The organism is Celeribacter ethanolicus, from assembly GCF_001550095.1.
Lineage (GTDB): Bacteria > Pseudomonadota > Alphaproteobacteria > Rhodobacterales > Rhodobacteraceae > Celeribacter > Celeribacter ethanolicus.
Map to the genome: position 1 here is coordinate 112793 of NZ_LRUC01000020.1, position 21191 is coordinate 133983.

20 protein-coding genes and 1 tRNA gene are annotated in these 21191 nt (G+C 62.8%); 14 read left to right on the forward strand and 7 right to left on the reverse strand.

The genetic code is table 11. The features are described 5' to 3' along the window. Positions 1 to 164: 164 nt before the first annotated feature. Together NH195_RS09915 and NH195_RS09920 are read right to left on the reverse strand one after the other, a co-directional pair. A complete protein-coding gene (locus tag NH195_RS09915) occupies positions 165 to 482 on the reverse strand; it encodes an Hpt domain-containing protein (protein ID WP_162265862.1) in 318 nt (105 codons plus the stop codon). Positions 483 to 582: 100 nt separating this feature from the next. Next, a complete protein-coding gene (locus tag NH195_RS09920) occupies positions 583 to 1557 on the reverse strand; it encodes a response regulator (RefSeq protein ID WP_066706131.1) in 975 nt (324 codons plus the stop codon). Positions 1558 to 1716: 159 nt separating this feature from the next. Here NH195_RS09920 and NH195_RS09925 point away from each other — a divergent pair, with 159 nt between their 5' ends. Next, positions 1717 to 2214: a response regulator gene (locus tag NH195_RS09925; RefSeq protein ID WP_238379739.1), complete on the forward strand. Its 498-nt coding sequence runs from the start codon at positions 1717 to 1719 to the stop codon at positions 2212 to 2214. A 20-nt stretch (positions 2215 to 2234) separates the two neighbouring features. On the opposite strand, the gene NH195_RS09930 is transcribed toward NH195_RS09925, so the two are convergent. Further along, the gene (locus NH195_RS09930) at positions 2235 to 2801 is read right to left on the reverse strand and encodes a LuxR C-terminal-related transcriptional regulator (protein ID WP_066706133.1); all 567 of its coding nucleotides are present in this window, start codon (positions 2799 to 2801) and stop codon (positions 2235 to 2237) included. A gap of 115 nt (positions 2802 to 2916) precedes the next feature. Here NH195_RS09930 and NH195_RS09935 point away from each other — a divergent pair, with 115 nt between their 5' ends. The 6 genes from NH195_RS09935 (at position 2917) to NH195_RS09960 (ending at position 9502) form a co-directional block, all read left to right on the forward strand. Further along, positions 2917 to 4092 (forward strand): thiolase domain-containing protein, encoded by a 1176-nt coding sequence (locus NH195_RS09935; protein ID WP_066706136.1) that lies wholly within the window; start codon positions 2917 to 2919, stop codon positions 4090 to 4092. Positions 4093 to 4117: 25 nt separating this feature from the next. Beyond that, positions 4118 to 5629: a class I adenylate-forming enzyme family protein gene (locus NH195_RS09940; RefSeq protein ID WP_066706139.1), complete on the forward strand. Its 1512-nt coding sequence runs from the start codon at positions 4118 to 4120 to the stop codon at positions 5627 to 5629. A gap of 52 nt (positions 5630 to 5681) precedes the next feature. After that, positions 5682 to 6767: a C4-dicarboxylate TRAP transporter substrate-binding protein gene (locus NH195_RS09945; protein ID WP_066706148.1), complete on the forward strand. Its 1086-nt coding sequence runs from the start codon at positions 5682 to 5684 to the stop codon at positions 6765 to 6767. 4 nt (positions 6768 to 6771) lie between these two features. Next, complete coding sequence (locus NH195_RS09950) at positions 6772 to 7314, forward strand: TRAP transporter small permease (protein WP_066706151.1); 543 nt, start codon at positions 6772 to 6774, stop codon at positions 7312 to 7314. A gap of 73 nt (positions 7315 to 7387) precedes the next feature. Next, positions 7388 to 8704, forward strand: a complete 1317-nt coding sequence (locus NH195_RS09955; protein ID WP_066706154.1) for a TRAP transporter large permease — start codon at positions 7388 to 7390, stop codon at positions 8702 to 8704. Between the two features lie 15 nt (positions 8705 to 8719). Next, a complete protein-coding gene (locus NH195_RS09960; RefSeq protein ID WP_066706157.1) occupies positions 8720 to 9502 on the forward strand; it encodes an SDR family NAD(P)-dependent oxidoreductase in 783 nt (260 codons plus the stop codon). Here the strand turns inward: NH195_RS09960 and NH195_RS09965 are convergent. Beyond that, on the reverse strand, positions 9499 to 10266 hold the full coding sequence (locus NH195_RS09965) for a DeoR/GlpR family DNA-binding transcription regulator (RefSeq protein ID WP_066706159.1): 768 nt from the start codon (positions 10264 to 10266) through the stop codon (positions 9499 to 9501). The two genes, NH195_RS09960 and NH195_RS09965, sit on opposite strands and share 4 nt — an antisense overlap. 171 nt (positions 10267 to 10437) lie before the next feature. Between NH195_RS09965 and NH195_RS09970 the strand changes: the two genes are divergently transcribed. From NH195_RS09970 to NH195_RS09995, 6 genes are read left to right on the forward strand one after another with little or no spacing between them, the layout of a single operon-like run. Next, on the forward strand, positions 10438 to 11406 hold the full coding sequence (locus NH195_RS09970) for an ABC transporter substrate-binding protein (protein ID WP_066706162.1): 969 nt from the start codon (positions 10438 to 10440) through the stop codon (positions 11404 to 11406). Continuing rightward, complete coding sequence (locus NH195_RS09975) at positions 11406 to 13109, forward strand: ABC transporter permease (protein ID WP_066706165.1); 1704 nt, start codon at positions 11406 to 11408, stop codon at positions 13107 to 13109. Before NH195_RS09970 ends, NH195_RS09975 begins: the two co-directional genes overlap by 1 nt. Continuing rightward, positions 13097 to 14137, forward strand: coding sequence for an ABC transporter ATP-binding protein (locus tag NH195_RS09980; protein WP_066706168.1), 1041 nt, complete (start codon positions 13097 to 13099; stop codon positions 14135 to 14137). Before NH195_RS09975 ends, NH195_RS09980 begins: the two co-directional genes overlap by 13 nt. Further along, positions 14138 to 15205: an MBL fold metallo-hydrolase gene (locus tag NH195_RS09985; RefSeq protein ID WP_066706170.1), complete on the forward strand. Its 1068-nt coding sequence runs from the start codon at positions 14138 to 14140 to the stop codon at positions 15203 to 15205. Beyond that, positions 15202 to 15741, forward strand: a complete 540-nt coding sequence (locus NH195_RS09990) for a histidine phosphatase family protein (RefSeq protein ID WP_066706173.1) — start codon at positions 15202 to 15204, stop codon at positions 15739 to 15741. The genes NH195_RS09985 and NH195_RS09990 overlap by 4 nt, the downstream gene beginning before the upstream one ends. Further along, a complete protein-coding gene (locus NH195_RS09995; protein ID WP_066706174.1) occupies positions 15738 to 16199 on the forward strand; it encodes a phosphatase domain-containing protein in 462 nt (153 codons plus the stop codon). The genes NH195_RS09990 and NH195_RS09995 overlap by 4 nt, the downstream gene beginning before the upstream one ends. Positions 16200 to 16984: 785 nt before the next feature. Here NH195_RS09995 and NH195_RS10000 read toward each other — a convergent pair. From NH195_RS10000 to NH195_RS10010, 3 genes are all read right to left on the reverse strand, one after another. Further along, positions 16985 to 17074: transfer RNA gene (locus tag NH195_RS10000), tRNA-Ser, on the reverse strand. Positions 17075 to 17151: 77 nt separating this feature from the next. Further along, on the reverse strand, positions 17152 to 18162 hold the full coding sequence (locus NH195_RS10005; RefSeq protein WP_066706177.1) for a GDP-mannose 4,6-dehydratase: 1011 nt from the start codon (positions 18160 to 18162) through the stop codon (positions 17152 to 17154). Positions 18163 to 18172: 10 nt separating this feature from the next. Beyond that, the gene (locus NH195_RS10010; protein WP_066706180.1) at positions 18173 to 19339 is read right to left on the reverse strand and encodes a nucleotide sugar dehydrogenase; all 1167 of its coding nucleotides are present in this window, start codon (positions 19337 to 19339) and stop codon (positions 18173 to 18175) included. Positions 19340 to 19692: 353 nt separating this feature from the next. Here NH195_RS10010 and NH195_RS10015 point away from each other — a divergent pair, with 353 nt between their 5' ends. Further along, positions 19693 to 21090 carry a coniferyl aldehyde dehydrogenase gene (locus NH195_RS10015; protein WP_066706183.1) on the forward strand — a complete coding sequence of 466 codons (1398 nt, stop codon included), beginning with the start codon at positions 19693 to 19695 and terminating at the stop codon, positions 21088 to 21090. The last annotated feature ends 101 nt before the right edge of the window (positions 21091 to 21191 follow it).

A 21191-nucleotide genomic window follows, 5' to 3' on the forward strand; every position in this document is an offset into this window, starting at 1 on the left:
ATGACAAATGTTTTTCTGTCAGCAACTGTGACATGGAAGACAACATCCGCGCGACCACGCGGCGGCGCAGCCCCTCGCCCTTCCCCCGAAACAGCTCTGGCCCCCACAGGGGTCATCTTCGGGGTCATCTTGCCGGGAACGTCAGATTCGGAGGAAAGCCTGTGTCACATTTCGTCGACGACGGCGTCTTCCATCAGATCGAGCAGGGTCTCGATCTCGCGTGACAGGATGGTCTGATGCCGGTCGGACCGCTCGAAACTGGACACCAGATCATGGATCGCTCCGGCCCGTTTCCCGATCTCGGGAAATCCGACGGTTGCCGCGATACCGCTCATGCGGTGGGTCAGGAAAGCGAGTCGATCCAACGCGTCCCGGTCGCCCGGACATGCGCCGATCCGGGCCTGAAGCCCTTCGATCTCCGGCATATTCACGATCAGATCGTCAATGAAATTCTGCCGCGTACGCCCGATGGCCTCGGCCAATCTTTGTCTGATTGCCGCGTCAGAAAGCGATTTGTTTGGCATGCAATCCCCCCGAGCCCTTCCAGTCTTCCACCTTGCCCGGTTCCGAGAGTGGCCTCAATCACGCGACAAGGAAAGTGCTTTTGAACTTGCTGCCCGACGTTCTATCGGCATCGACCTGAGCCAAGGCGCGCGCAATCATGTGCTGCGGATCGGTTTTGAACATCGACATCTTGGTCGGTGTCCCCACCTTCACGCGCAGTTCCATCGGAACGGTATCGCCTTCGACCAGGCCGAACTCCCGCAGCTTCATGGCCAGATCCAGTTCGATCTGCTCCACGTCGAAATGCAGGGCGCGCGGCAGAAGCGCCACGAATTCACCGTTGCCCAGATAGGAAATGATGACGTCGAAACTGCGCAGCGTCTCAAAGATCGCCTCGGCGACATCGGTCAGGATGCCGTGGAATTCCAGCGGCGTCGTGAGCGTGAAAAGACTTTCAGGTTTGTCGATGCGAAATCCGATGGCCCCGAACATGAAGCGCTTGATCCGCGACAGACGGTGCAGATAGTTCTCGAGTTCGAGGCTGCCGATCACCCGCGGCACATCGTAGATGGCGATCGGATCGGCGAGATCGAACCGCATCTCTGCATCGGCGATGCTGTTCATGCCGAGCCGCAGAATCTGCTCACGTCGCGTTGCGTCCATGGAGCGTTGCTGTTCAGCGAACAGCAACTGGGCCACGCGCAGCCGCGCCCCGAGTTCCGTCGTGTCGATCGGCTTGGTGAGATAATCCGTCGCCCCGCGCAGGAAGGCCGCGTCGACATGCGCCTTGTCCTTCATCGCGGTGAGCATGATGACAGGCGTATTGCGGTGCTCCAGCGTGGCACGAATGCGACCGCAAAGTTCAATCCCGTCCATACCCGGCATCTGGATGTCGAGGAAGAAGGTGGAAAACTGATGCCGCCCCTCCCGGATCAGGCTCAGCGCTTCTTCGCCACTTTCGGCACAGAGGAAATCTTCATACCCGAGAGAGGGCAGGATGGCGCTCATCACCTCCAGGATATTGCGATCATCGTCCACGACCAAAAGTGTCATTTGTCTCTCCAGCGAAGCGAAACCGTCAGCCTTGTCGCGATTGTCCCCAGGGACGCAACAGCCTCGGCGTTGAAAACAACCTTAGGAAGAGATTTGTCGCCAATTTGGGTCAAATTGTGTCAAAAGTGAGAATTCGCACCCTGACCTGCACTTTCCGCTATGGCCCCGGTCGCTTTCCAGAACATCGTTTGCCGAATTGCCGTTTCGGGAGCATTCCAGCGGCGTGAATTCGCTTGTCTGGCCTTCGGCACCCGATATACTCCGCGCATGAAGGAATTACACCGCATCATGCACGTGGAAGACGATCCGGACATTCGGGAAATCACCCGCATGTCGCTCGAACTCGTCGGAGGCTTCGACGTGATCCAGTTCAAATGCGGCAAGGACGCGGTGGAAAATCTCCCCACCGAGGCGCCCGACCTGATTCTGCTGGATGTCATGATGCCCGTCATGGACGGGGTGGAAACCCTGAAAAGACTGCGCGAGGTTGCTGCATATGCCAAGGTGCCGGTCATTTTCGTAACCGCCAAAACATCGCGTGCCGATTTTGGTCATCTCAAGGCCGTTGGCGCCCAGGACATCATCCTCAAGCCGTTCGAACCGATGGAATTGCCGGGCCAATTGCTGAAAATCTGGGAAAGCTGTCAGGCCGCATAGGCTGAGACCGACTCCGCGCCTCAGGTCTGCACGATCATCTTGGCGACAAGCTCGGCGGCGTTCTGCACCCCCAGCTTCTTCATCACCGCACTACGATGCACCTCGACCGTCCGCGGCGAGATGCCCATCGCCAGCCCGGTTTCCTTGCTTGTGTAACCGTTGACGATATAGCGCGCGACTTCGCGTTCCCGCGGTGTCAGCGTGGCCGAGTTCGGCGGGCGATGCTCAAGATGCTCAAAGGTCCAGACCATGAGGCGGAAAGGATCCGTCGGCGTCAGGGTGCGACCCGAAGCCCGTGTCCAGATGATCTCGCCGCTGCGGCACTGCATGAAACGCTCATCCGTATAACGCGGACGCCCGTCGAGCCAGCGGCGCCAGCGGGTGCCGGTCTTCTCGTAATCCACACTCGAGGGATAGAGCACCCGGATCGACTGGCCCTCGAGCGCATCGCGGGTCCAGCCGAAAATCCGTTCGATCTCCGTGTTGACCCGCTGAATCACCCGGTTGGACAGCACCATGAGACCGATGGGCGCATCCATGAAGCCGGTAAAATTGAGATCCGCCTCTGAAATCTTGTCATAAGTCATCGACCTGCCCTTTCGCTGCACCTGCATCTACGTAACTCATACGTATATTTATACGTAGTTACACGGATACCTGCCATGTGTTTTTTGCATCACGCTTGAGATCGGAGGACGACACATGACCCAGGACATCTTTATCACCGGCTCCGGCCACACCCGTTTCGGACGGCTCGAGGACACGCTCGAGGCGCTCATCGTCGCAGCGGCCCGCGAAGCTCTGGAAGAGGCACAAATTTCGCCGGCGGATATCGACGCCGTCTTTCTCGGCCATTTCAACTCCGGGCTGGTGCCCGATGGCTTCGCCTCGTCACTGATCCTTCAGGCCCATCCGGACCTGCGCTTCAAACCCGCGACCCGGTGTGAAAACGCCTGCGCGTCCGGCGCCGCCGCGATTCATGCCGGGCTGAACGCCATTCGCGCCGGGCGTGCCCGCAACGTGCTTGTCGTCGGCGCCGAGAAGATGACCCATCGTCCCACCGCCGATGTCACCACCGCACTGGCGGGAGCAGGCTATCAGAACGATGCCGCCGAGGCAGCCCTGAGCTTTCCGCAGGTTTTCGCCATCGCCGCCGGGCAATATGCCGACCGCTATGGCGACCCGATGGATGCCATGGCCCGGATTGCCGCGAAGAACCACGAGAACGCGATGAAAAACCCGCTGGCGCAGATGCACAAGCCGCTGTCCTATGAGGCCTGTCGCGAGGTCAGCGACAAGAACCCGCTGATCGCACCGCCCTTGCGGCTGAGCGATTGCTCCCTGGTGACGGACGGCGCCGCCGCCATCGTCCTGAGCGCCTCGGAGGCCCATGCTCAGGATGCCACCGCCCGCGTGCGGATCGCCGCCGCCGAACATGTCTCCGACTACCTGCCGATGAGCCGTCGCGACTTCGTCGCCTTCGAGGGACCGGAGCGCGCCATCCGCACCGCCTATAAAACCGCGGGCATCACCGTCGACGATCTCGACTTCGCGGAGGTGCACGACTGTTTCACCCCGGCGGAACTGCTGATCTACGAGGCCATGGGTCTCGCCCCCAAGGGCCAAGGCGCGCGCGCGCTCGAGGCAGGCACGGTTTACGCCGGGGGACGCACCCCTGTGAACCTGTCTGGCGGCCTGAAGGCCAAGGGCCATCCTGTCGGCGCCACCGGCGTGTCGATGCATGCGCTCGGGTTCCGGCAATTGACCGGGCGCGCGGGCGAAATGCAGCGCAAGGGGGCGGAATGGGGGCTGGCCTTCAACATGGGCGGCGCCGCCGTCGCCAATTACGCCACGATTTTGCAGGCCGACCGCGCCTGAGCATGATCTGCGGAGTGTGACGACAATGAATATCGCGAACTGGCTGTATCAGACGGCCCTGTCATGGCCTTCCCGCCCGGCGCTCTACGAAGGCGACAGCCTGCGCCAGACCTACCACGCGCTGTTGCAGGCGACCTGCAACCGGGCCGCATGGCTGCAATCGGTGCATGGCATCCGCAAGGGGGACCGGATTGCGGTCTTTGCCAAGAATGCCCCCGAATATATCGAGGCGCTGCATGCCTGCTGGTGGCTCGGTGCCGTGGTCGTGCCGGTCAATTGCAAGCTGCACCCGCGGGAGGCGGAATGGATCGTCCGCGACGCCGGAGCGGCCCTCACCCTGACCGAAAGCGGCACGGTGTTTGCGGAACAGCCGGACATCCGTGAGGCCGCGCTCGGCGCTCCCGTTCCCGGGCCGCACAAGATCACGCCCCCCGCACGCGTTGAGGATCGCGATCTCGCCTGGCTGTTCTACACCTCGGGCACGACAGGCACCCCCAAGGGCGTCATGCTCAGCCATGACAACCTGCGGCACATGACCCTGTGCTATGCGCTCGATGTCGATGCGGCCCGGGCGGAGGACCACATGCTCTATGCCGCCCCGATGTCCCACGGCGCAGGGCTCTATATGTTCGCACAGATTCGGGCAGGGGGCGCGCATCTCGTCCCCGCCTCCCACGGGTTCGACAGCGACGAGATCATCGCGCTCGCCAAGACCCGCGGCAATCTCGTGTTCTTTGCTGCCCCCACGATGGTCAAGCGCCTGATCGCGACAGCAAAGCAACAGGGCTACGACGGCACGGGCATTCGCACGATCATCTATGGCGGCGGGCCGATGTATGCCCATGACATCGACGAGGCGCTCGCCTGTTTCGGTCCGCGTTTCGTGCAGATCTACGGTCAGGGCGAAACGCCGATGACCATCTCGGTGCTGCCGCGCGATCTGGTCGCCGATCAGAGCCATCCCCGCTGGCAGGCCCGGCGTGCCTCCGTAGGCATCGCGCAAGGGGCGGTGACGCTGGCTGTGCTTGGAACCGACGGAGAGCCCCTACCCGCCGGTCACACCGGAGAAATCTGTGTTCAGGGGCCGACAGTGATGACCGGCTACTGGCAGAATCCAACCGCCAGTGCCGCCGCGCTCACAGGCGGCTGGCTGCACACCGGCGATCTCGGCCATCTGGATGAAGACGGCTTTCTCTACCTCACCGACCGCTCGAAGGATGTGATCATTTCCGGCGGCACAAACATCTACCCGCGCGAGGTCGAAGAGGCGCTTCTGGCCCACCCGGCCGTGTTCGAGATCGCCGTGATCGGCGAACCGGAACCGGATTGGGGAGAGCAGGTCGTGGCCTATGTCGTGTTCGAACCCGGCAAGAGCGCCAGCGTGTCCGAACTCGACAGCTGGTGCCGCCAGCAGATTGCCGCTTTCAAACGTCCGAAACGCTACCAGTTCGTCCACGAGCTGCCGAAGAACAGCTACGGCAAGGTTCTGAAAACCGCGCTGAGAACGCGCACAGGACATGAGCCGACACCGGCATAATTACACAACATCTCCGGGCAGGAGGAGCCCGGCACCAACGGAGGAGATACCCATGAGAAGACGTGACTTTCTGAAATCCACAGGAGCATTCGCAGGCGCGGGGCTGATCTCGGGTCTGCCCGGTCTTGCCCATGCTGCAACCTCGCTGAAATTCGACAGCTATGTGAGTGAAACGGCTGGACCGTCCTGGGTCGACCGCTGGTTCCTCGAAGAACTGGCAAATCGCAGCAATGGCGAGATCGGCGTCAAATATTACTGGGCCGGAAGCCTCAACAAGGTCGGCGAACATCTCGGCGCGGTGCGCGACGGCACCAGCGAAATGACCCTGATCGCGCCGGGCTATTATCAGGCCGAACTGCCGGTCACACGCGGTCTTGAATGGTATTTCCGCATGGAGCGCGCCGATGAGCTGCAACTCGTGTGCCGCGACGTCTACGAGAATTTCGCGCCGTTGCGGCAGGAATGGGAAGAGCGTCACCGCAGCAAGGTGCTCTACTGGACCAACTGGAATTATGCGCCTCTGGTGATGCGCGATCCGATCACCTCGATCGACGACATCAAGGGCAAGAAAATCCGCGGCTACGGCGTCGCCACCGATGTGATCGAAAGCCTCGGCGGCATTGCCGTACCGATGGCGGCGGGCGAGGTTTATCAGGCGCTCGAACGCGGGGTTCTCGATGGGGTCTACGGCTTCGATTTCGTCACCGCCGTCGCCTACAAGCTGCATGAGATCGCGCCGAATTTCTACGACATCGGCGATGGCCCGCACGCCCCCGCCGTCACGATCATGAACCGCCGCGTCTGGGAAGGCCTCCCTGTAGAACACCAACAGATCTGCACCGATCTGGCCGATGAGCTCTATGGTGGGAAATTTGCCGAGATCTACAACAAGGTGCTGGCCGATTACGTACAGAAGGCGCAGGCCGAAGGCGTGGTGCTCTCCTCGCTCTCGGATGCGGAAAAGGCCCGGACCAAGGCGCTTGTTCAACCCGCACAGGTCAACAAGTGGATCGAAACCGTGGCCAAGCCCAACGGCATCGACGGGGCGGCCATGCAGGCGGTGGTCGAAGAGGCGATCGCGCGCCACGCAGGCACCGGGACGATGAAACGCCCGGTCGAAATCGCGGCGGGTCTGTAAGCTGATGCTGGCGTGGCTGAACCGCCTGCTCGACGGGATCGCCCGGATCACATCATGGCTGGCGCTGGGGTTCCTCGCCTTCATGATGGTGGCCATCACAGTGGATGTGGTGGCCCGCGCCGCCTTCGGGCGCGCCGTGCCCGGGCTGTTCGAGATGACGGAAATGTCCATGGTGATGGTGGTCTTCATGGGGCTGGGCGCGACCCTGCTCGATGACGGCCACATCCGGATCACCATGATGACCGATGCGCTGCCCGGACCGTTTTCCCGTGGGTGCACGGCGCTTGCCTGGCTGTTTGCCGCGCTGACATTCCTGATGCTGGCCTGGCCCGCAACACAGGAGGCGGCCTATTCCTTCTCGATCCGGGAATTCCGCTGGGGCTATTTCCAGGTGCCGATCTGGTGGGCCAAGATCGCGGTGGCCGTAGGGCTCTGGTTTGCCGCGCTGCAAGCCGCCCTGCACAGCCTGCGCATTGCGCTCAAGCAGATCGAGCTGCCGCATATCGACAACGCGCCCTCCGCTGCGGGGGACACGGCCCAGCACTGAGCCGGGCGTGCCCAGAAGAGGTCCCGGCGCATGCCGCCGGGACCGCGACATTGCATTTCACAGGACATCGACAATGGATGTGACACTCATCACCCTGCTCGCCGTCGGGCTGATCTTTTTCCTCATGGCTCTGGGCACCCCGGTCTTTGCTGCTCTGGCCCTCTCCGGCGCCTTCGGCATTGTCATGGTGGAAAACCTGGGCTTCCTTCTGGCGCGGCTGAAATCCTTTTCCTTCAGCCATACTGCCAGTTACGCGCTTACGGTCATCCCTCTTTTCATCCTCATGGGGGCTTTCGCGCATCATGCGCAGGTCGGAAAGCGCCTGTTCCATGTCGCCAATAAATGGGTCGGGCACCTTCCGGGCGGGCTGGCGATGGCGAGCATCCTGACCTCTGCAGGTTTCGCCGCGACCTCGGGGTCCTCGGTGGCGACGGCGGCCACGGTGGGGGCGGTCGCCATCCCGGAGATGAAGGAGAAGGGCTACGATCCGCGCCTCGCGGCCGGGGCCGTGGCCGCAGGTGGCGTGCTGGGCGTGCTGATCCCGCCATCCGTCCTGCTGATTTTCTATGCAGCCCTGACCGAGGTCTCCGCCGGAAAAATGTTGATCGCGGGCTTCGTTCCGGGCCTGATCACCACGGTCGCCTTCATGATCGGCGTCGCCCTGATCGGCCACCGGGTGCAGCATCACTCCACCCGCGCCCCCAAGGCGTCCTGGGGAGAGCGGCTGTCCTCGACGACGCAGGCCTGGCAGGTGCTCGTCCTGTTCGTGATCGTGCTGGGCGGGATTTACCTCGGCCTCGTCACCCCGACCGAAGCCGGGGCCATCGGTGCGCTTGCCGCCCTGCTGATGCTGGTCTTCGCGAAATCGGCGCGCGGGCGTCTAAGCACTGCGCTTTCCGAAAGCTTCCGTTCGACCGCCACCACCACGGTGATGATCCTTTTCACGATGATTGGCGCGGGCATTTTCAGCTTTTTCCTGACCCTCGTACAGGTGCCGCAGATGATCGCAGGCGCCATCACCGAAAGCGGCATTCCGCCTCATCTGATCGTTGCGGTGCTCCTTTTGCTCTATATCCCGCTCGGCATGTTTCTCGATGCCTTCTCGATGATGGTGATCACCCTGCCCATCGTCTTTCCAACGGTCTCGGGACTTGGCTTCGATCCGATCTGGTTCGGTATCCTCTGTGTGAAAATGTGCGAGATCGGGCTGATCACCCCGCCCGTAGGCCTCAATTGCTTCGTGATCGCGGGTATCGACCGCGACACGCCCCTGCCGGATGTGTTCCGGGGCGCGCTTTGGTTCGTGGCCATCGAGATGGTGACCATCGTCCTGCTCTTTGCCTTCCCGTCCATCATCACCTGGTTGCCCGACACCATGATGGCCCGATAACTCAGGAGATTTCCCATGACACAACGAACGGATTACGGCATTGCCTTCATCACCGGCGGCGGCTCAGGTATCGGGCGGGCAAGCGCTCTGCGGCTGGCAGCGTTGGGGGCCCGTGTGGCCGTCACCGACCTGCGCTTTGAGGCCGCCGAAGCTGTTGCCCGCGAGATCACCGCACAGGGCGGCACAGCCCTTGCTCTTGCCCTCGATGTCGCGGATGCCGCCGCACTTCCCGATACGGTTGCCAAAGCCGAAGACGAACTTGGTCCCATCGACATTCTGGTGAACAGCGCCGGGCTCATTCTCGTGGAGCCGCTGCTGGACTTCGCCCCCGAGACCTGGAGCAAGGTCATGGAGGTCAATGTCACCGGCACTTTCCGGGTCAGCCAACACATCGCCCGTGGCATGGCGGCACGCGGCTATGGCCGGATCGTCAACATCGCCTCGATCTCCGGTCTGCGGGCCGGTGTCGGGCGCACCGCTTATGGCACCTCGAAAGCGGCCATTCTGGGTCTTACCCGGCAGTTTGCGCTGGAACTGGGCGCGCGTGGCATCACCACGAATGCCATCGCGCCGGGAGTGATCGAGACACCGATGACGCTTGAGGCCTATAGCGCGGAAACATGGCGCCGTGTGCTGGAAATGGTGCCCACGCGTCGTCGCGGCCAACCCGAGGACATTGCCGAAGCGGTCGCCTATCTCGCCAGCCCCGCCGCCTCCTATGTCAATGGCGAGGTGCTCACCGTCGATGGTGGCTACATGGCCTCGGGCATGACCCAGACCGGTTCTCTGCAAGCCTAGACCAGCACAATCCGGCTGCCCTCGCGCGCGCAAGCCCGCACGGTCTCCTGCGGCAGGTCGGCGCCCGTGACGATCATGTCGTACTCCCGCAGATGCCCGTGGCGGCAGGCCAGATCGAGCCCCGCCTTTTCGCTGTCGACAACCAGGATGGAGCTGCGCGCACAGCCCGCAATGGCCTTGCGCGCAGCAACCTCGTCGGAATTGTAATCCATCACCTCACCTTCGGGCGACAGGCCACCACAACTGAAAACCGCGTAATCCACCCGGTATTTCGCGAAGAATTCCAGCGCCGCCGCGCCGATCAGGTCCAGATCGCGCATCCGCACGCTGCCGCCTGCCATCTCGACCACCGCCCCCGGCGCGTTTTGCAGGGCACAGACCGCGTGAATGCTGTTGGTCACCACGAACAGATTGTCCCGCGCCGCCAACAGCCGTGCGCATTGTTCCACCGTGGTGCCCGTCCCCAGCGCCACCCGCGCGCCATCCGGGATCAGGTTCTTTACCGCAAGCGCGATGCGTTGTTTTTCCTGCCGCGCCAGACTTTCGCGCGGCAGATAGCCGATGTTCTCGCTTTGCTGCCGCAATCGCGCGGCACCGTTGCGGCGCTGCACAAGCGCCGCCGCGTCGAGATCGCGCAAATCGGTGCGGATGGTCTGGACCGACACGCAGAGGCGCGCCGACAGTTCCGCCGCAGAAAGCTCGCCGTTTTCCGACAAGAGCGCAATGATGCGGTCGCGCCGCTCAGACATGTCCAGTCGCATCATGGCTTTCCTTCGAAAAAATTGTCGATTTCGACAAGGGTAGGAGCGAAGCCCATTTCGCGCAATATAATTAAAAAAGTTAAGAATACGTCGCAAAACTGTTACGCCGAAGGGAAATAAGGCCCTCGTGAATGACTTTCGAACGAAAGCAACCCCGCCTTTCAGGAGAGCCCCATGAAGACCTTCCTCACCACAACTGCCTTCGCCCTCATGGCCAGCACCGCCATGGCCGACACAATCACGCTTTACACCTCCCAGCCCAACGCCGATGCGCAACAGACCGTCGACGCCTTCATGGCCGCCAACCCCGGCACCGAGGTCGAATGGGTGCGTGACGGCACAACCCAGCTCATGGCCCGCCTGCGCGCCGAGATCGAGGCTGGCAACCCGCAGCCCGACGTGCTCCTGATCGCCGACACCGTGACGCTCGAAGGCATGGCGCAGGAGGGCCTGCTCGCCGCCTATCATTCGCCGGAAGCCGAAAACTACGACGCGGCACTCTCCTCGCCGGAGGGCTATTATTATTCCACCAAGCTGATCACCACCGGCATCGTCTACAACACCGGTGTGGAAACGGCTCCGACCTCCTGGAAAGATCTCGAGGACGCGGCGCTCAAAGGCCAGATCGCCATGCCCTCGCCGCTCTACTCCGGTGCGGCCCTCATCCATCTTGCGACGCTGACCGGCGATGAAAGCCTGGGCTGGGACTATTACGGCAAACTCGCCGCCAACGAGGCCCGCGCCCAGGGCGGCAACGGCGGCACGTTCAAGGCCGTGGCCTCGGGCGAGAAACCCTATGGCATGGTTGTCGATTACCTTGCCATCCGCAGCAAGGCCGACGGTTCCCCGGTCGGCTTCGTCTTCCCGGAAGAGGGCGTCTCCTATGTCACGGAACCGGTGGCGATCATGGCCTCCGCGAAAAACCCCGAGGGCGCGCAGAAATTCGTCGACTTCGTGCTGAGCCAGGACGGTCAGGATCTCGTGCTCGACATGGGCTACATCCCGGCCCGGAACGGCATGGGCGTGCCCGCCGGCTTCCCGGCCCGCGCGGACATCAAGCTGATGAGCTTCGACCCGATCGAGGCGCTCGCGAACGCCGAGGCCAACAAGGCGAAATTCACCGAGCTCTTCGGCGCAGAATAATGTCCCCGACGCTGCAAAAAGGAGGCAGCCGGTCCGAGACCCGGCTGCTTTCCACCATTCTCCTCCTCGCGATCTGCCTGACGCTGGCACCGGTGCTGCGCCTCCTCATCGAGGGCGTGACCGATCAGGGCGCGCCTTCGCTGTCGCGGATCGACACGGTGCTGGCACAGCCCGCGACGCTCAGCGCGCTCAGGCATTCGCTGATCACCGCCGGTCTCGGCACGCTGGTCTCGCTCGTGCTGGGCTCTGCCTTCGCCTTTCTCGTCGCACTCACGGATCTGCGCGCCAAGGCGGCGCTGGTGTTTTGCCTGATGATCCCGATGATGATCCCACCGCAAATCACCGCGCTGTCGTGGACGCAGATCATGGGCCCGTCTTCCGTTCTGCTGAAAACCCTTGGGATCGCACCACCTCTCGGTGCGCCGCAGCCGCTCTATTCGCCCGAAGGCATCATCTTTCTGCTGGGCATTCAGCACATGTCGATCGTTTTCCTGACCCTGCGCGCAGGGCTGCGCGCCATCCCGCAGGACGTCGTCGAAGCCGCCCGGATCAGCGGCGCGCGCGGCCTGCGCACCTGGTGGCAGGTGATCATGCCGCTGACGCTCCCGAGCCTCGCTGCGGGCACCGCCATCACCTTTGTCACCGCCCTCGGAAATTTCGGCATCCCCGCGATGCTCGGCATCCCTGCGGGCTATGTGACGCTGCCGACGCTGGTCTACCAAAAACTCGCCGGGATGGGCACGGGCGTGCTGGCCGAGGTTTCCGTCCTCGCCATGCTGATCGGCGCCGTCGCGGTCACGGGCATTCTGATCCAGCGGTTTTTTCAAAGCCGCCAGAAAATCCATCTCGTCGGCTCCACTTCCCGCCCGCTCGCGATCCCCTTGGGTGCGGCGCGACTGCCGGTGGAAGCCCTGCTCTGGGCCGTGGTCTTTGCGATCCTCGTCCTGCCGATGTTCGGCCTTTTGGCGACCTCCCTGGTGCCTGCTTACGGCGTGCCGCTGCGCCTCGACACGGTGACGCTCGCCTCATGGAATGACGTGCTGTTCCGTCAGCCCGTCACCGCCCGCGCCTTCGTCAATTCCTTCAGCCTCGCCTCCGGGGCGGCGGTGGTTCTCATGCTGATCTGCCTGCCGCTGGCCTGGTTGATGGAGCGCCATCCCACCCGCCTCTCGCGCCTGTTCGACAGCCTGCTCGACCTGCCCTATGCGCTGCCGGGCGTCGTCCTCTCGATCTCGATGATCCTCCTGCTGATCAAGCTGCCCTTCACCGACGCCACGCTCTACGGCACGATCTGGATCATCTTCCTCGCCTATCTCGCGCGGTTCTTCGCCGTCATGTTCCGCCCGGTGCAGGCAAGCCTCAAGCAACTCGACCCTGCCATGGCCGAGGCCGCACAATCGGTCGGTGCGGGGCTGTTCCAGCGCCTGCGCGACGTGATCCTGCCGCTTTCAGCCCCTGCGGCGGCGGCGGGGGCGATCCTCGTCTTCCTCACCGCGTTCAATGAGCTCACCGTCTCCGCGCTGCTGTGGTCCTCGGGCACCGAGACCCTCGGCGTGGTGATCTTCAACCTCGACGACAGCGGCGACACCGCCATGGCCAGCGCCCTCGCCATGACCATCGTCCTCGTGGTCATGGCACTCATGGGCCTGATCCAATTGGTCTCCCGCCGCTTCCCGAAAGGAGTCGTTCCATGGCAGACATAGAGATCGCCTCTCTCGGCAAACTCTTCGCCGGCACCCCCGCGCTTCAGGATATCACGACCCGTTTCGAAGACGGCGAGTTCATCGCCCTCCTCGGCCCTTCGGGCTGTGGCAAGACCACACTCCTGCGCCTGCTCGCGGGCTTCGAGATGCCATCGAGCGGCAGGCTGAGCATCGGCGGGCGCGACATGGCGACGGCGACCACGATGGTTCCGCCAGAAGATCGCAACATCGGATTCGTGTTCCAAAGTTACGCGCTCTGGCCGCATATGTCGGTGCGCCGCAACGTTTCCTACCCGCTGGAGATCCGCAAGCTGACGAAGCCCGAGATCGCCGACCGGACAGAGGCCGCACTCGCCGCCACCGGCCTCACGGCCTATGCTGATCGGATGCCCTCCGATCTTTCCGGCGGCCAACGCCAGAGGGTCGCGCTCGCCCGTTGTCTGGTGTCAGACCCGGACGCCGTTCTTCTCGATGAGCCGCTCGCCAATCTCGACGTCGCGCTGCGCGCCTCGATGCAGACCGTGTTCACCGATTTTCACAAACGCACCGGCGCGACCATGGTCTATGTCACCCACGATCAGGCCGAAGCCATGGCCATGGCCGACCGGATCGCGGTGATGGATCAGGGCCGCATCCAGCAATTCGACACGCCGCAAACGCTCTATGAACGACCGAAAAACCGGTTCGTGGCGGAATTCGTCGGGCGCGGCACCGTCGTGCCGGTGAACGCGGTCGAACACCGCGAAAGCCAACTCCACGCCGATGTGCTGGGCACCCGGATCGCGATCCGCAGCGATGCGACGACCGGCATCAGCCACGTCTGCCTGCGCCCTGAGAACCTGAGCATTTCCGAGACCGGCGATCTGCGCGCGAAAGTGGCGCGTGTCACCTATCTCGGTGGCAAATACCTTCTGGAGACCGTCTCCGCCTGCGGCACACGGCTTCTGGCCGAGACCCGCGCGAAATTCGAGGTCGGCACCCAGCTCGGTCTCACCATCACCACCCCATGGGCCTTTTCCGAGGATTGAATGCAAAGCGTCAGACTACTTTCCGGCATCGGGGACAAGGGGCCCGCCTGCATACAATTGACCGTCGAGGATCGCATCTGGCTTCTGGATTGCGGCTTCGGCCCCGAAGCCAATGCGCATTTCAATCCCGACTGGCTCAAGGGCGCCTCCGCAGTGTTCATCACCCATGACCACATCGACCATATCGGCGGCGCCTCCCATGCGGTGGAGGCCGGTCTTCCGATCTACGCCACCGCGCAGACCGCCAAATCCCTGCCCCCCGCCGCCAAAGTGCATCTTTTGCCGGAACAGGGCGAAACCGTCATCGACGGGGTGAAACTCACCACCGGGCGCAACGGCCATGCCATGGGCGGGGTCTGGATGCATTTCGATCTGGGCGAGGGGCTGTTCTATTCCGGCGACTGGTCCGAGGAATCCGACTGGTTCCCGCTCGACCTGCCGCCGCCCGCCGCAACCGCCATTCTCGATTGCTCCTACCATCTCGACGACGTGCCGCAGGCCGAACGCTTCGCGGTGCTCGATGCCCTGCTCGACGGGTTGCACGGTCAGGTGCTTTTGCCTGTGCCGCCGTCGGGGCGCGCAGGCGAGATGGCCCTGCACCTGATCCGGCGCCATGGCGAAGCCAGCGTGATGCTCGACCCGGAATGCCAGACTGCGCTGCGCGCCGCCCTTGCCAGCCGCACCCTCGCCCCTGAGGTACAGGAGATCGCGCCCCTCCTCGACCGAGGCCCGATGGAGATGGCGCGCTTTCTGATCTGCGACACGCCCAATGCCGATGGCGGTGCCGCCTGGGGGTACGTGCGTGCCTGGAACGAAAGCGGCCGTCTGGGCCGGGACGCCCATGTGGTATTCACCGGCCATATGACGGCCCACGCCCGTGGTATCTGCGCCGTGCCCGGCGGGTATTTCCGGCGCTGGAACGTCCATCCGCCGCTGCGCGATCAGGTCAAGATGCTCGAACGTCTGGGCGCCAAACGCTTTGCCCCCGCCTTTTGCGCCCAACCGGAAGATTACCTGATCGAAGATCTCGGCGTGGAAATCTTCCTGCACGATCCGGTGCGGTTATGACAGAAATCCCAGCCAAAAGCTTCTGTCTGATCCGGCATGGCGAGACCACGGCCAATGCCGAAGGCCTGATCGCCGGGCGCACGGATGTGCCGCTCACGGAACTGGGGCGGGCGCAGGCCCGCGCCCTCTCCCGGCGCGATTGGCCCGCCCGGATCGCGCTCTACGCCAGCCCGATGGCACGCGCGCAGGAAACCTGCGAACTGGCCTTTCCCGACCGCCCCTTCACCCTGCACGACGGGCTGCGCGAACGCGACTGGGGCGTCTATGAGGGCCGCCCCCTGCGCACGCAACCCGACAGGAACGCGACCCCCGAACAGGGGGAAAGCTGGCCGGACATGATCCGGCGCGTCGAACGGGCGATTGTCGGGATCTGCCAGACCGGCACCGACACCCTGCCCGTCCTGGTCTGCCATTCCGGCGTCATCCGCGCCGCGCGCCTGCTCTGGACCACCGGAGAGGTCGGCTCCCGCCCCCCCAATGCCACACCTCTTTTGTTCAAACGCTCGGGCAGCACCTTCAAGGAAAAAACCCTATGACACATCCCTCCAAACCCTGCGTGGTCTTCGATGTCGATGGAACGCTTGCGGAATTCGATGCCGACAGGCTCGGTCATCTCGTGCACGGGGTCGAGAAACACTGGGACGCCTTTCATCACGCCATGGCCGACGCCCCCCCGATCGCTCCGATCGCACGCCTGTTGCGACGGCTGAAGGAGAGCGGCGAGACCATCGTGATCTGTTCCGGCCGGCCAAGCGGCTGGGCCGAACACACCATGGCCTGGCTCCAGAAACACGACCTGCCTTTCGACGGCCTCTACCTGCGTGCGGCGGATCAGGACGCGGCCAGCGACCCCGATGTCAAACGCCGCGCGCTTGCCGAGATGAAGGCCGACGGGCTCGCCCCCTGGCTGATCATCGACGACCGCAGCTCCGTCGTCGAAGCCTGGCGCGCCGAAGGGCTCGTCTGCCTGCAATGTGCACCGGGCGAGTTCTAAGAGCCGCCGCAAAACAGTGATGTGCCCCTTGAAATTTGGCCTTGGGGAAAGGCTGAATTCCGAGCGGAGCACCGCATGGAGCACGGTTTTCCCGATCCCGGTCAGATCGAGCGGCGCGCGATGGACTTCGGAGCTGTCACGATCCGGGAGTTCATGCCATCGGACAACCCTCTGTGAAATGCCCCCCCCCGGGCAAACCCGCCCGGTTCGCCCTTTAGAAGTCTCCACGCATTCTCCGCGGGGTTCCGCGCACCCATTCGGTCTCTGAAAAATAGAGAAAGATTTAGTCATCTCCGGGGCGCTTAATAGGTTGTTAGCCCATTTCCCGGCTTCATGAGGGAGAAGTGTATAAGTTGTGAACAGGAATGGTCGTCAGGATGGCGCAACCGAGCTTGCCTGAACCTGTCAGCCCCAAAGCAAAGGGAAGCGGTTTCTGGCACATAGGCGGCCAAGCAAAGCGTCCTGGAAGTTCTTACCAGCGGGTTCGCATGGGACCACACGCCCCCTGCGGGCCAAATGCAGCTTGTGAATGACGATGGATCAGTTGTCGAGTGTGCCTTGGTTTTGATGAGCGACATCGGTGCCAAGCTACCCGATCTGATCGCCCCCTGACACATGTCACATGACAAGCCCAAGAGGTTGTACCCTTGGTGTTGGCAGGATCAGCAGCTTTGGCAACATTTTCGAAATATATATTTTTCACGACTACAGCCAAATTGCGAACATACAACGCGACATGCAAAGGCTCTTTGAAATCAAATTTACCCAATGAAATCAATGGGCAATGGCGGAGACGAAGGGATTCGAACCCTCGAGACGGTTTCCCGCCTACTCCCTTAGCAGGGGAGCGCCTTCGACCACTCGGCCACGTCTCCGTCGACCCGTGTAATGGAGCCGTCACAGAGACACAAGCCAAAACAGAAGGCAAAATCACACGTCGAAGGTATCGCGCTCAGGCGTTGTAATATTGCCGATACCAGCGCACGAAATTGGCCACGCCTTCGGGCACCGTGGTCTTCGGGGCATATCCCGTCAGGCTTTTCAAAAGCGAGGCATCCGCCCAGGTGGCCGGCACGTCGCCCGGCTGCATCGGCATCAGGTTGCGCTCTGCCTCCCGGCCCGTCGCCGTCTCGATGGCGGCGATGAAATCGGTGAGCTGCACCGCATCGTTATTGCCGATGTTCACCACGCGGTAGGGCGCCACGGGAGAGAGGCTGTCGCCCTCTTCGACCACGCCGTCCTCGGGTCGCACCGGCACCGCGTCGATCAACAGGCGGATGGCGTGGACGAGGTCTTCGACATAGGTGAAATCGCGCTTCATATCGCCGTAATTGTAAACGTCGATCGGCTTGCCCTCGAGGATCGCCTTGGTGAATTTGAACAGCGCCATATCGGGCCGCCCCCACGGACCATAGACGGTGAAGAACCGGAACATGGTGATCGGCAGATCGAAAAGATGGGCATAGCTGTGCGCCATGCTCTCGGTCGACTTCTTCGTCGCCGCATAGAAGGACATCTGGTGATCGGCCTTGTCGGTCTCGCGGTACGGCATCTCTTCATTGGCGCCGTAAGCCGAGGAAGTGGAGGCCAGCAGCATATGCTTCGGCGGGTGCGCGCGTGCGGCCTCCAACAGCTCAAACGTGCCGATGATGTTGCTCTCGAGATAGGAGCGCGGGTTCTCGATTGAGTAGCGCACCCCGGCCTGAGCCGCGAGGTGGATCACCACCTCGGGTTTTTCCGCCTCGAACAGCGACATCAAAAGACCCGGCGTCTCCACCTTGTCATGCACCGAGCGATAGCCGTCATAGGCCGCAAGCGTCTCCTCGCGCCGCTCCTTGAGCGCCACATCGTAATAGTCGGACAGGCAATCGAGCCCGATAACCCGCCAGCCTTCCTCCAGAAGCGTGCGACAGACGAAAGAGCCGATGAACCCGGCGGCGCCGGTGACGAGAGCTGTGGGCATATCCGGATCCTCAGTCGGCGTGGAACAGGTCGCGGGTGAAGATCTTATCCGCCACATCCGCAATCTCGTCGGTCATCCGGTTGGCAATGATCACATCTGCCTCCGCCTTGAACGCCGCGAGATCGCGCACCACGCGGGAGCCGAAGAAATCGTCTTCCTGCATCACCGGCTCATAGACGATGACCTCGATCCCCTTCGCCTTCACCCGTTTCATGATGCCCTGAATGGAGGACTGGCGGAAATTGTCCGACCCGGCCTTCATCACCAGACGATAGACGCCAACAACCTTCGGACGTTTGGCAATGATCTGATCGGCAAGGAAATCCTTGCGCGTCCGGTTGGTGTCGACAATGGCCGCGATCAGGTTCTGCGGCACCTCGGAATAGTTCGCCAGGAGCTGTTTCGTGTCTTTCGGCAGGCAATAGCCACCATAGCCGAAGGACGGGTTGTTGTAGTGATTGCCGATCCGCGGGTCGAGCGAGACCCCGTCGATGATCTGCCGCGTGTCCATGCCGCGCGACATCGCGTAGCTGTCGAGTTCGTTGAAAAACGCCACCCGCATGGCGAGATAGGTGTTGGCGAAAAGCTTGATCGCCTCCGCCTCGTCCGCATCGGTGAACAGCACCGGCGTGTCCTTGTCCATCGCCCCTTCGAGCAGCAGATCGGCAAAGGTACGGGCACGCTCGGACTGCTCGCCGACGATGATCCGCGAGGGGTGCAGGTTGTCGTAAAGCGCGCGGCCTTCGCGCAGGAATTCGGGGCTGAAAATCACCTGATCGGTGTTCATCTCGGCCCGCACGCGGCTCACGAAGCCCACCGGGATGGTCGATTTCACCACGATGGTCGCGTTCTTGTTCACCGCGATCACCTGTGCGATCACCGCTTCCACCGAGGAGGTGTCGAAATAGTTGGTATGCGTGTCGTAATTGGTCGGCGTCGCGACGATGACGAAATCCGCGTCGCGATAGGCCGACGGCCCGTCCGTCGTCGCCTTGAGGTGCAGGTCCTTATGCGCGAGAAAATCCTCAAGCTCGACATCCACGATGGGCGAACGCCGGTCGTTGACCAGGGCGACGCGCTCCTCGGAAATATCGACCGCCGTCACCTCATGATGCTGCGACAGCAAAACGGCATTGGACATGCCCACATAGCCGATCCCGGCAACTGCAATTTTCATCTCCGGCCCCTCAATAGAAATTCTTATGCTCCCCGTGTTACCGGATACGCCTCCGCCTATCCAGTCCGCTTTTGCCGCGCCCCTTCCCCGTCAACAATCTCCCCCCGTCCCGGCCCATCTGTCATCCCCCTGAGACAATTCCCGCCTATGACCGGGGCAACGACCCGGAATCAGTCCTGTGGGAAGCTGAAAATGACCGAGATCCGACCTTTCGCCTTCGTACTCGCCTGTCTGTGGGAACCCTCCCGCAACGGCGTCCGCGCTACCTTGCGTCGCGCCCTCAAGCTCTGAGGCCGACACGGCTTGCCACGCGCCCCGGTTTTCTGGCTCAATGCCAAAAACGGGAGGCCGACATGACAACCGAACTCGAGACCACCTTCGCACGGGCAAGCGCCGCCCAGCGCGCCGCGCCTGTGGTCTCTCTCGACACACGTCTGGATCGGCTCGACCGGCTCGCCACTGCGCTGCTGGCCGCAGAACCCCGGCTGATCGCTGCCATGTCCGCCGATTTCTCCCATCGCCCGGCGGTGGAGAGCCGTCTCTATGACATCGACCTCGTTCTGGGCGAGATACGCCATGCCAAACAGCATCTGAAACGCTGGATGCGGGTCCGCCGCGCGCCCGTGCCGCTGATCTACAAACCCGCCCGCGCCGAGATCCGGCCGCAACCTCTGGGCGTCGTCGGCATCATCTCACCGTGGAATTTCCCGGTACAGCTTGCCCTTGCGCCCATGGTCGCGGCTCTGGCGGCGGGCAACCGGGTGATGCTCAAACCCTCCGAGCTGACGCCCCGCACCTCCGACGCGCTGGCCGAGATGCTCGCGGGCGCCTTCTCCCCCGAAGAGGTCGCGACCGTCACAGGCGGACCGGAAGTGGCCAGCGCCTTTTCCGCCCTGCCCTTCGACCATCTGTTCTTCACCGGCTCCACCGCCGTGGGCCGCAAGGTGGCCGAGGCCGCCGCACGCAATCTCACGCCTGTCACCCTGGAACTGGGCGGCAAGAGCCCCGCCGTCGTGCTGCCCGGCGCCGATCTCGACCGTGCCGGGCGGCGCATCGCCTGGGGCAAGGCCATGAATGCCGGTCAGGTCTGTGTCGCCCCCGATTACGTTCTGGTGCCGCGCAAAAAGATGCTGCCCATGGCCGATGCGATCATGGGGGCCTTCATGCATTTCTTCCCTGAAGGCCCGGAAAGCCCGGATCTCGCCGCCGTGGTCTCCGACCGTCATCTCGCCCGGCTCGACACTCTTCTGGCCGAGGCCGAGGCGCGCGGTGCGAAAATCCTCCGCCTAGAAGGCCCCTCCGGCAATGCCCGCAAATTCGCCCCCGCCGTGGTGCTCGATCCGCCCCCCGACATCGCATTGATGCAGGAGGAAATCTTCGGCCCGATCCTGCCGCTTATCCCCTATGACAGCCCCGACGAAGCTCTCGCCTTCGTCACCGCCCGCGACCATCCGCTCGCGCTCTATCTCTTCTCCGAAGACAAGGCGGAACAGGCGCATTGGCTCGACCACACGATCTCCGGCGGGGTCACAATAAACGACACGACGATCCATGTCGGCTTTGGCTCGCTGCCCTTCGGCGGTGTCGGTCCCTCCGGTCAGGGTGCCTATCACGGTCGCACAGGCTTCGAAACTTTCAGCCATCTCAAACCCGTGGTGCGTCAGGCGAAATGGAACGGCATGGCCGTGGCCGAACCGCCCTTCAAAGGCTGGCGCAAACGCGCCCTCGGGCTGATGCGCAAACTGATGTGATCCTGTCACGCAAGTTTTGCGGAATTTTGACCAAACGGTCGCAAATCCGTTGCGTTTCTTCGGTTCCTTGCGCGCATCGCTCCCGCACATCCTCGTGCCGG

What these genes read in the sequence shown, in the direction of transcription:
- NH195_RS09920 (WP_066706131.1), bottom strand. Translation starts at nt 1,557, where the DNA reads ATGACACTTTTGGTCGTGGACGATGATCGCAATATCCTGGAGGTGATG.
- NH195_RS09925 (WP_238379739.1), top strand. Translation starts at nt 1,717, where the DNA reads ATGGCCCCGGTCGCTTTCCAGAACATCGTTTGCCGAATTGCCGTTTCG.
- NH195_RS09930 (WP_066706133.1), bottom strand. Translation starts at nt 2,801, where the DNA reads ATGACTTATGACAAGATTTCAGAGGCGGATCTCAATTTTACCGGCTTC.
- NH195_RS09935 (WP_066706136.1), top strand. Translation starts at nt 2,917, where the DNA reads ATGACCCAGGACATCTTTATCACCGGCTCCGGCCACACCCGTTTCGGA.
- NH195_RS09940 (WP_066706139.1), top strand. Translation starts at nt 4,118, where the DNA reads ATGAATATCGCGAACTGGCTGTATCAGACGGCCCTGTCATGGCCTTCC.
- NH195_RS09945 (WP_066706148.1), top strand. Translation starts at nt 5,682, where the DNA reads ATGAGAAGACGTGACTTTCTGAAATCCACAGGAGCATTCGCAGGCGCG.
- NH195_RS09950 (WP_066706151.1), top strand. Translation starts at nt 6,772, where the DNA reads ATGCTGGCGTGGCTGAACCGCCTGCTCGACGGGATCGCCCGGATCACA.
- NH195_RS09955 (WP_066706154.1), top strand. Translation starts at nt 7,388, where the DNA reads ATGGATGTGACACTCATCACCCTGCTCGCCGTCGGGCTGATCTTTTTC.
- NH195_RS09960 (WP_066706157.1), top strand. Translation starts at nt 8,720, where the DNA reads ATGACACAACGAACGGATTACGGCATTGCCTTCATCACCGGCGGCGGC.
- NH195_RS09965 (WP_066706159.1), bottom strand. Translation starts at nt 10,266, where the DNA reads ATGATGCGACTGGACATGTCTGAGCGGCGCGACCGCATCATTGCGCTC.
- NH195_RS09970 (WP_066706162.1), top strand. Translation starts at nt 10,438, where the DNA reads ATGAAGACCTTCCTCACCACAACTGCCTTCGCCCTCATGGCCAGCACC.
- NH195_RS09975 (WP_066706165.1), top strand. Translation starts at nt 11,406, where the DNA reads ATGTCCCCGACGCTGCAAAAAGGAGGCAGCCGGTCCGAGACCCGGCTG.
- NH195_RS09980 (WP_066706168.1), top strand. Translation starts at nt 13,097, where the DNA reads ATGGCAGACATAGAGATCGCCTCTCTCGGCAAACTCTTCGCCGGCACC.
- NH195_RS09985 (WP_066706170.1), top strand. Translation starts at nt 14,138, where the DNA reads ATGCAAAGCGTCAGACTACTTTCCGGCATCGGGGACAAGGGGCCCGCC.
- NH195_RS09990 (WP_066706173.1), top strand. Translation starts at nt 15,202, where the DNA reads ATGACAGAAATCCCAGCCAAAAGCTTCTGTCTGATCCGGCATGGCGAG.
- NH195_RS09995 (WP_066706174.1), top strand. Translation starts at nt 15,738, where the DNA reads ATGACACATCCCTCCAAACCCTGCGTGGTCTTCGATGTCGATGGAACG.
- NH195_RS10005 (WP_066706177.1), bottom strand. Translation starts at nt 18,162, where the DNA reads ATGCCCACAGCTCTCGTCACCGGCGCCGCCGGGTTCATCGGCTCTTTC.
- NH195_RS10010 (WP_066706180.1), bottom strand. Translation starts at nt 19,339, where the DNA reads ATGAAAATTGCAGTTGCCGGGATCGGCTATGTGGGCATGTCCAATGCC.
- NH195_RS10015 (WP_066706183.1), top strand. Translation starts at nt 19,693, where the DNA reads ATGACAACCGAACTCGAGACCACCTTCGCACGGGCAAGCGCCGCCCAG.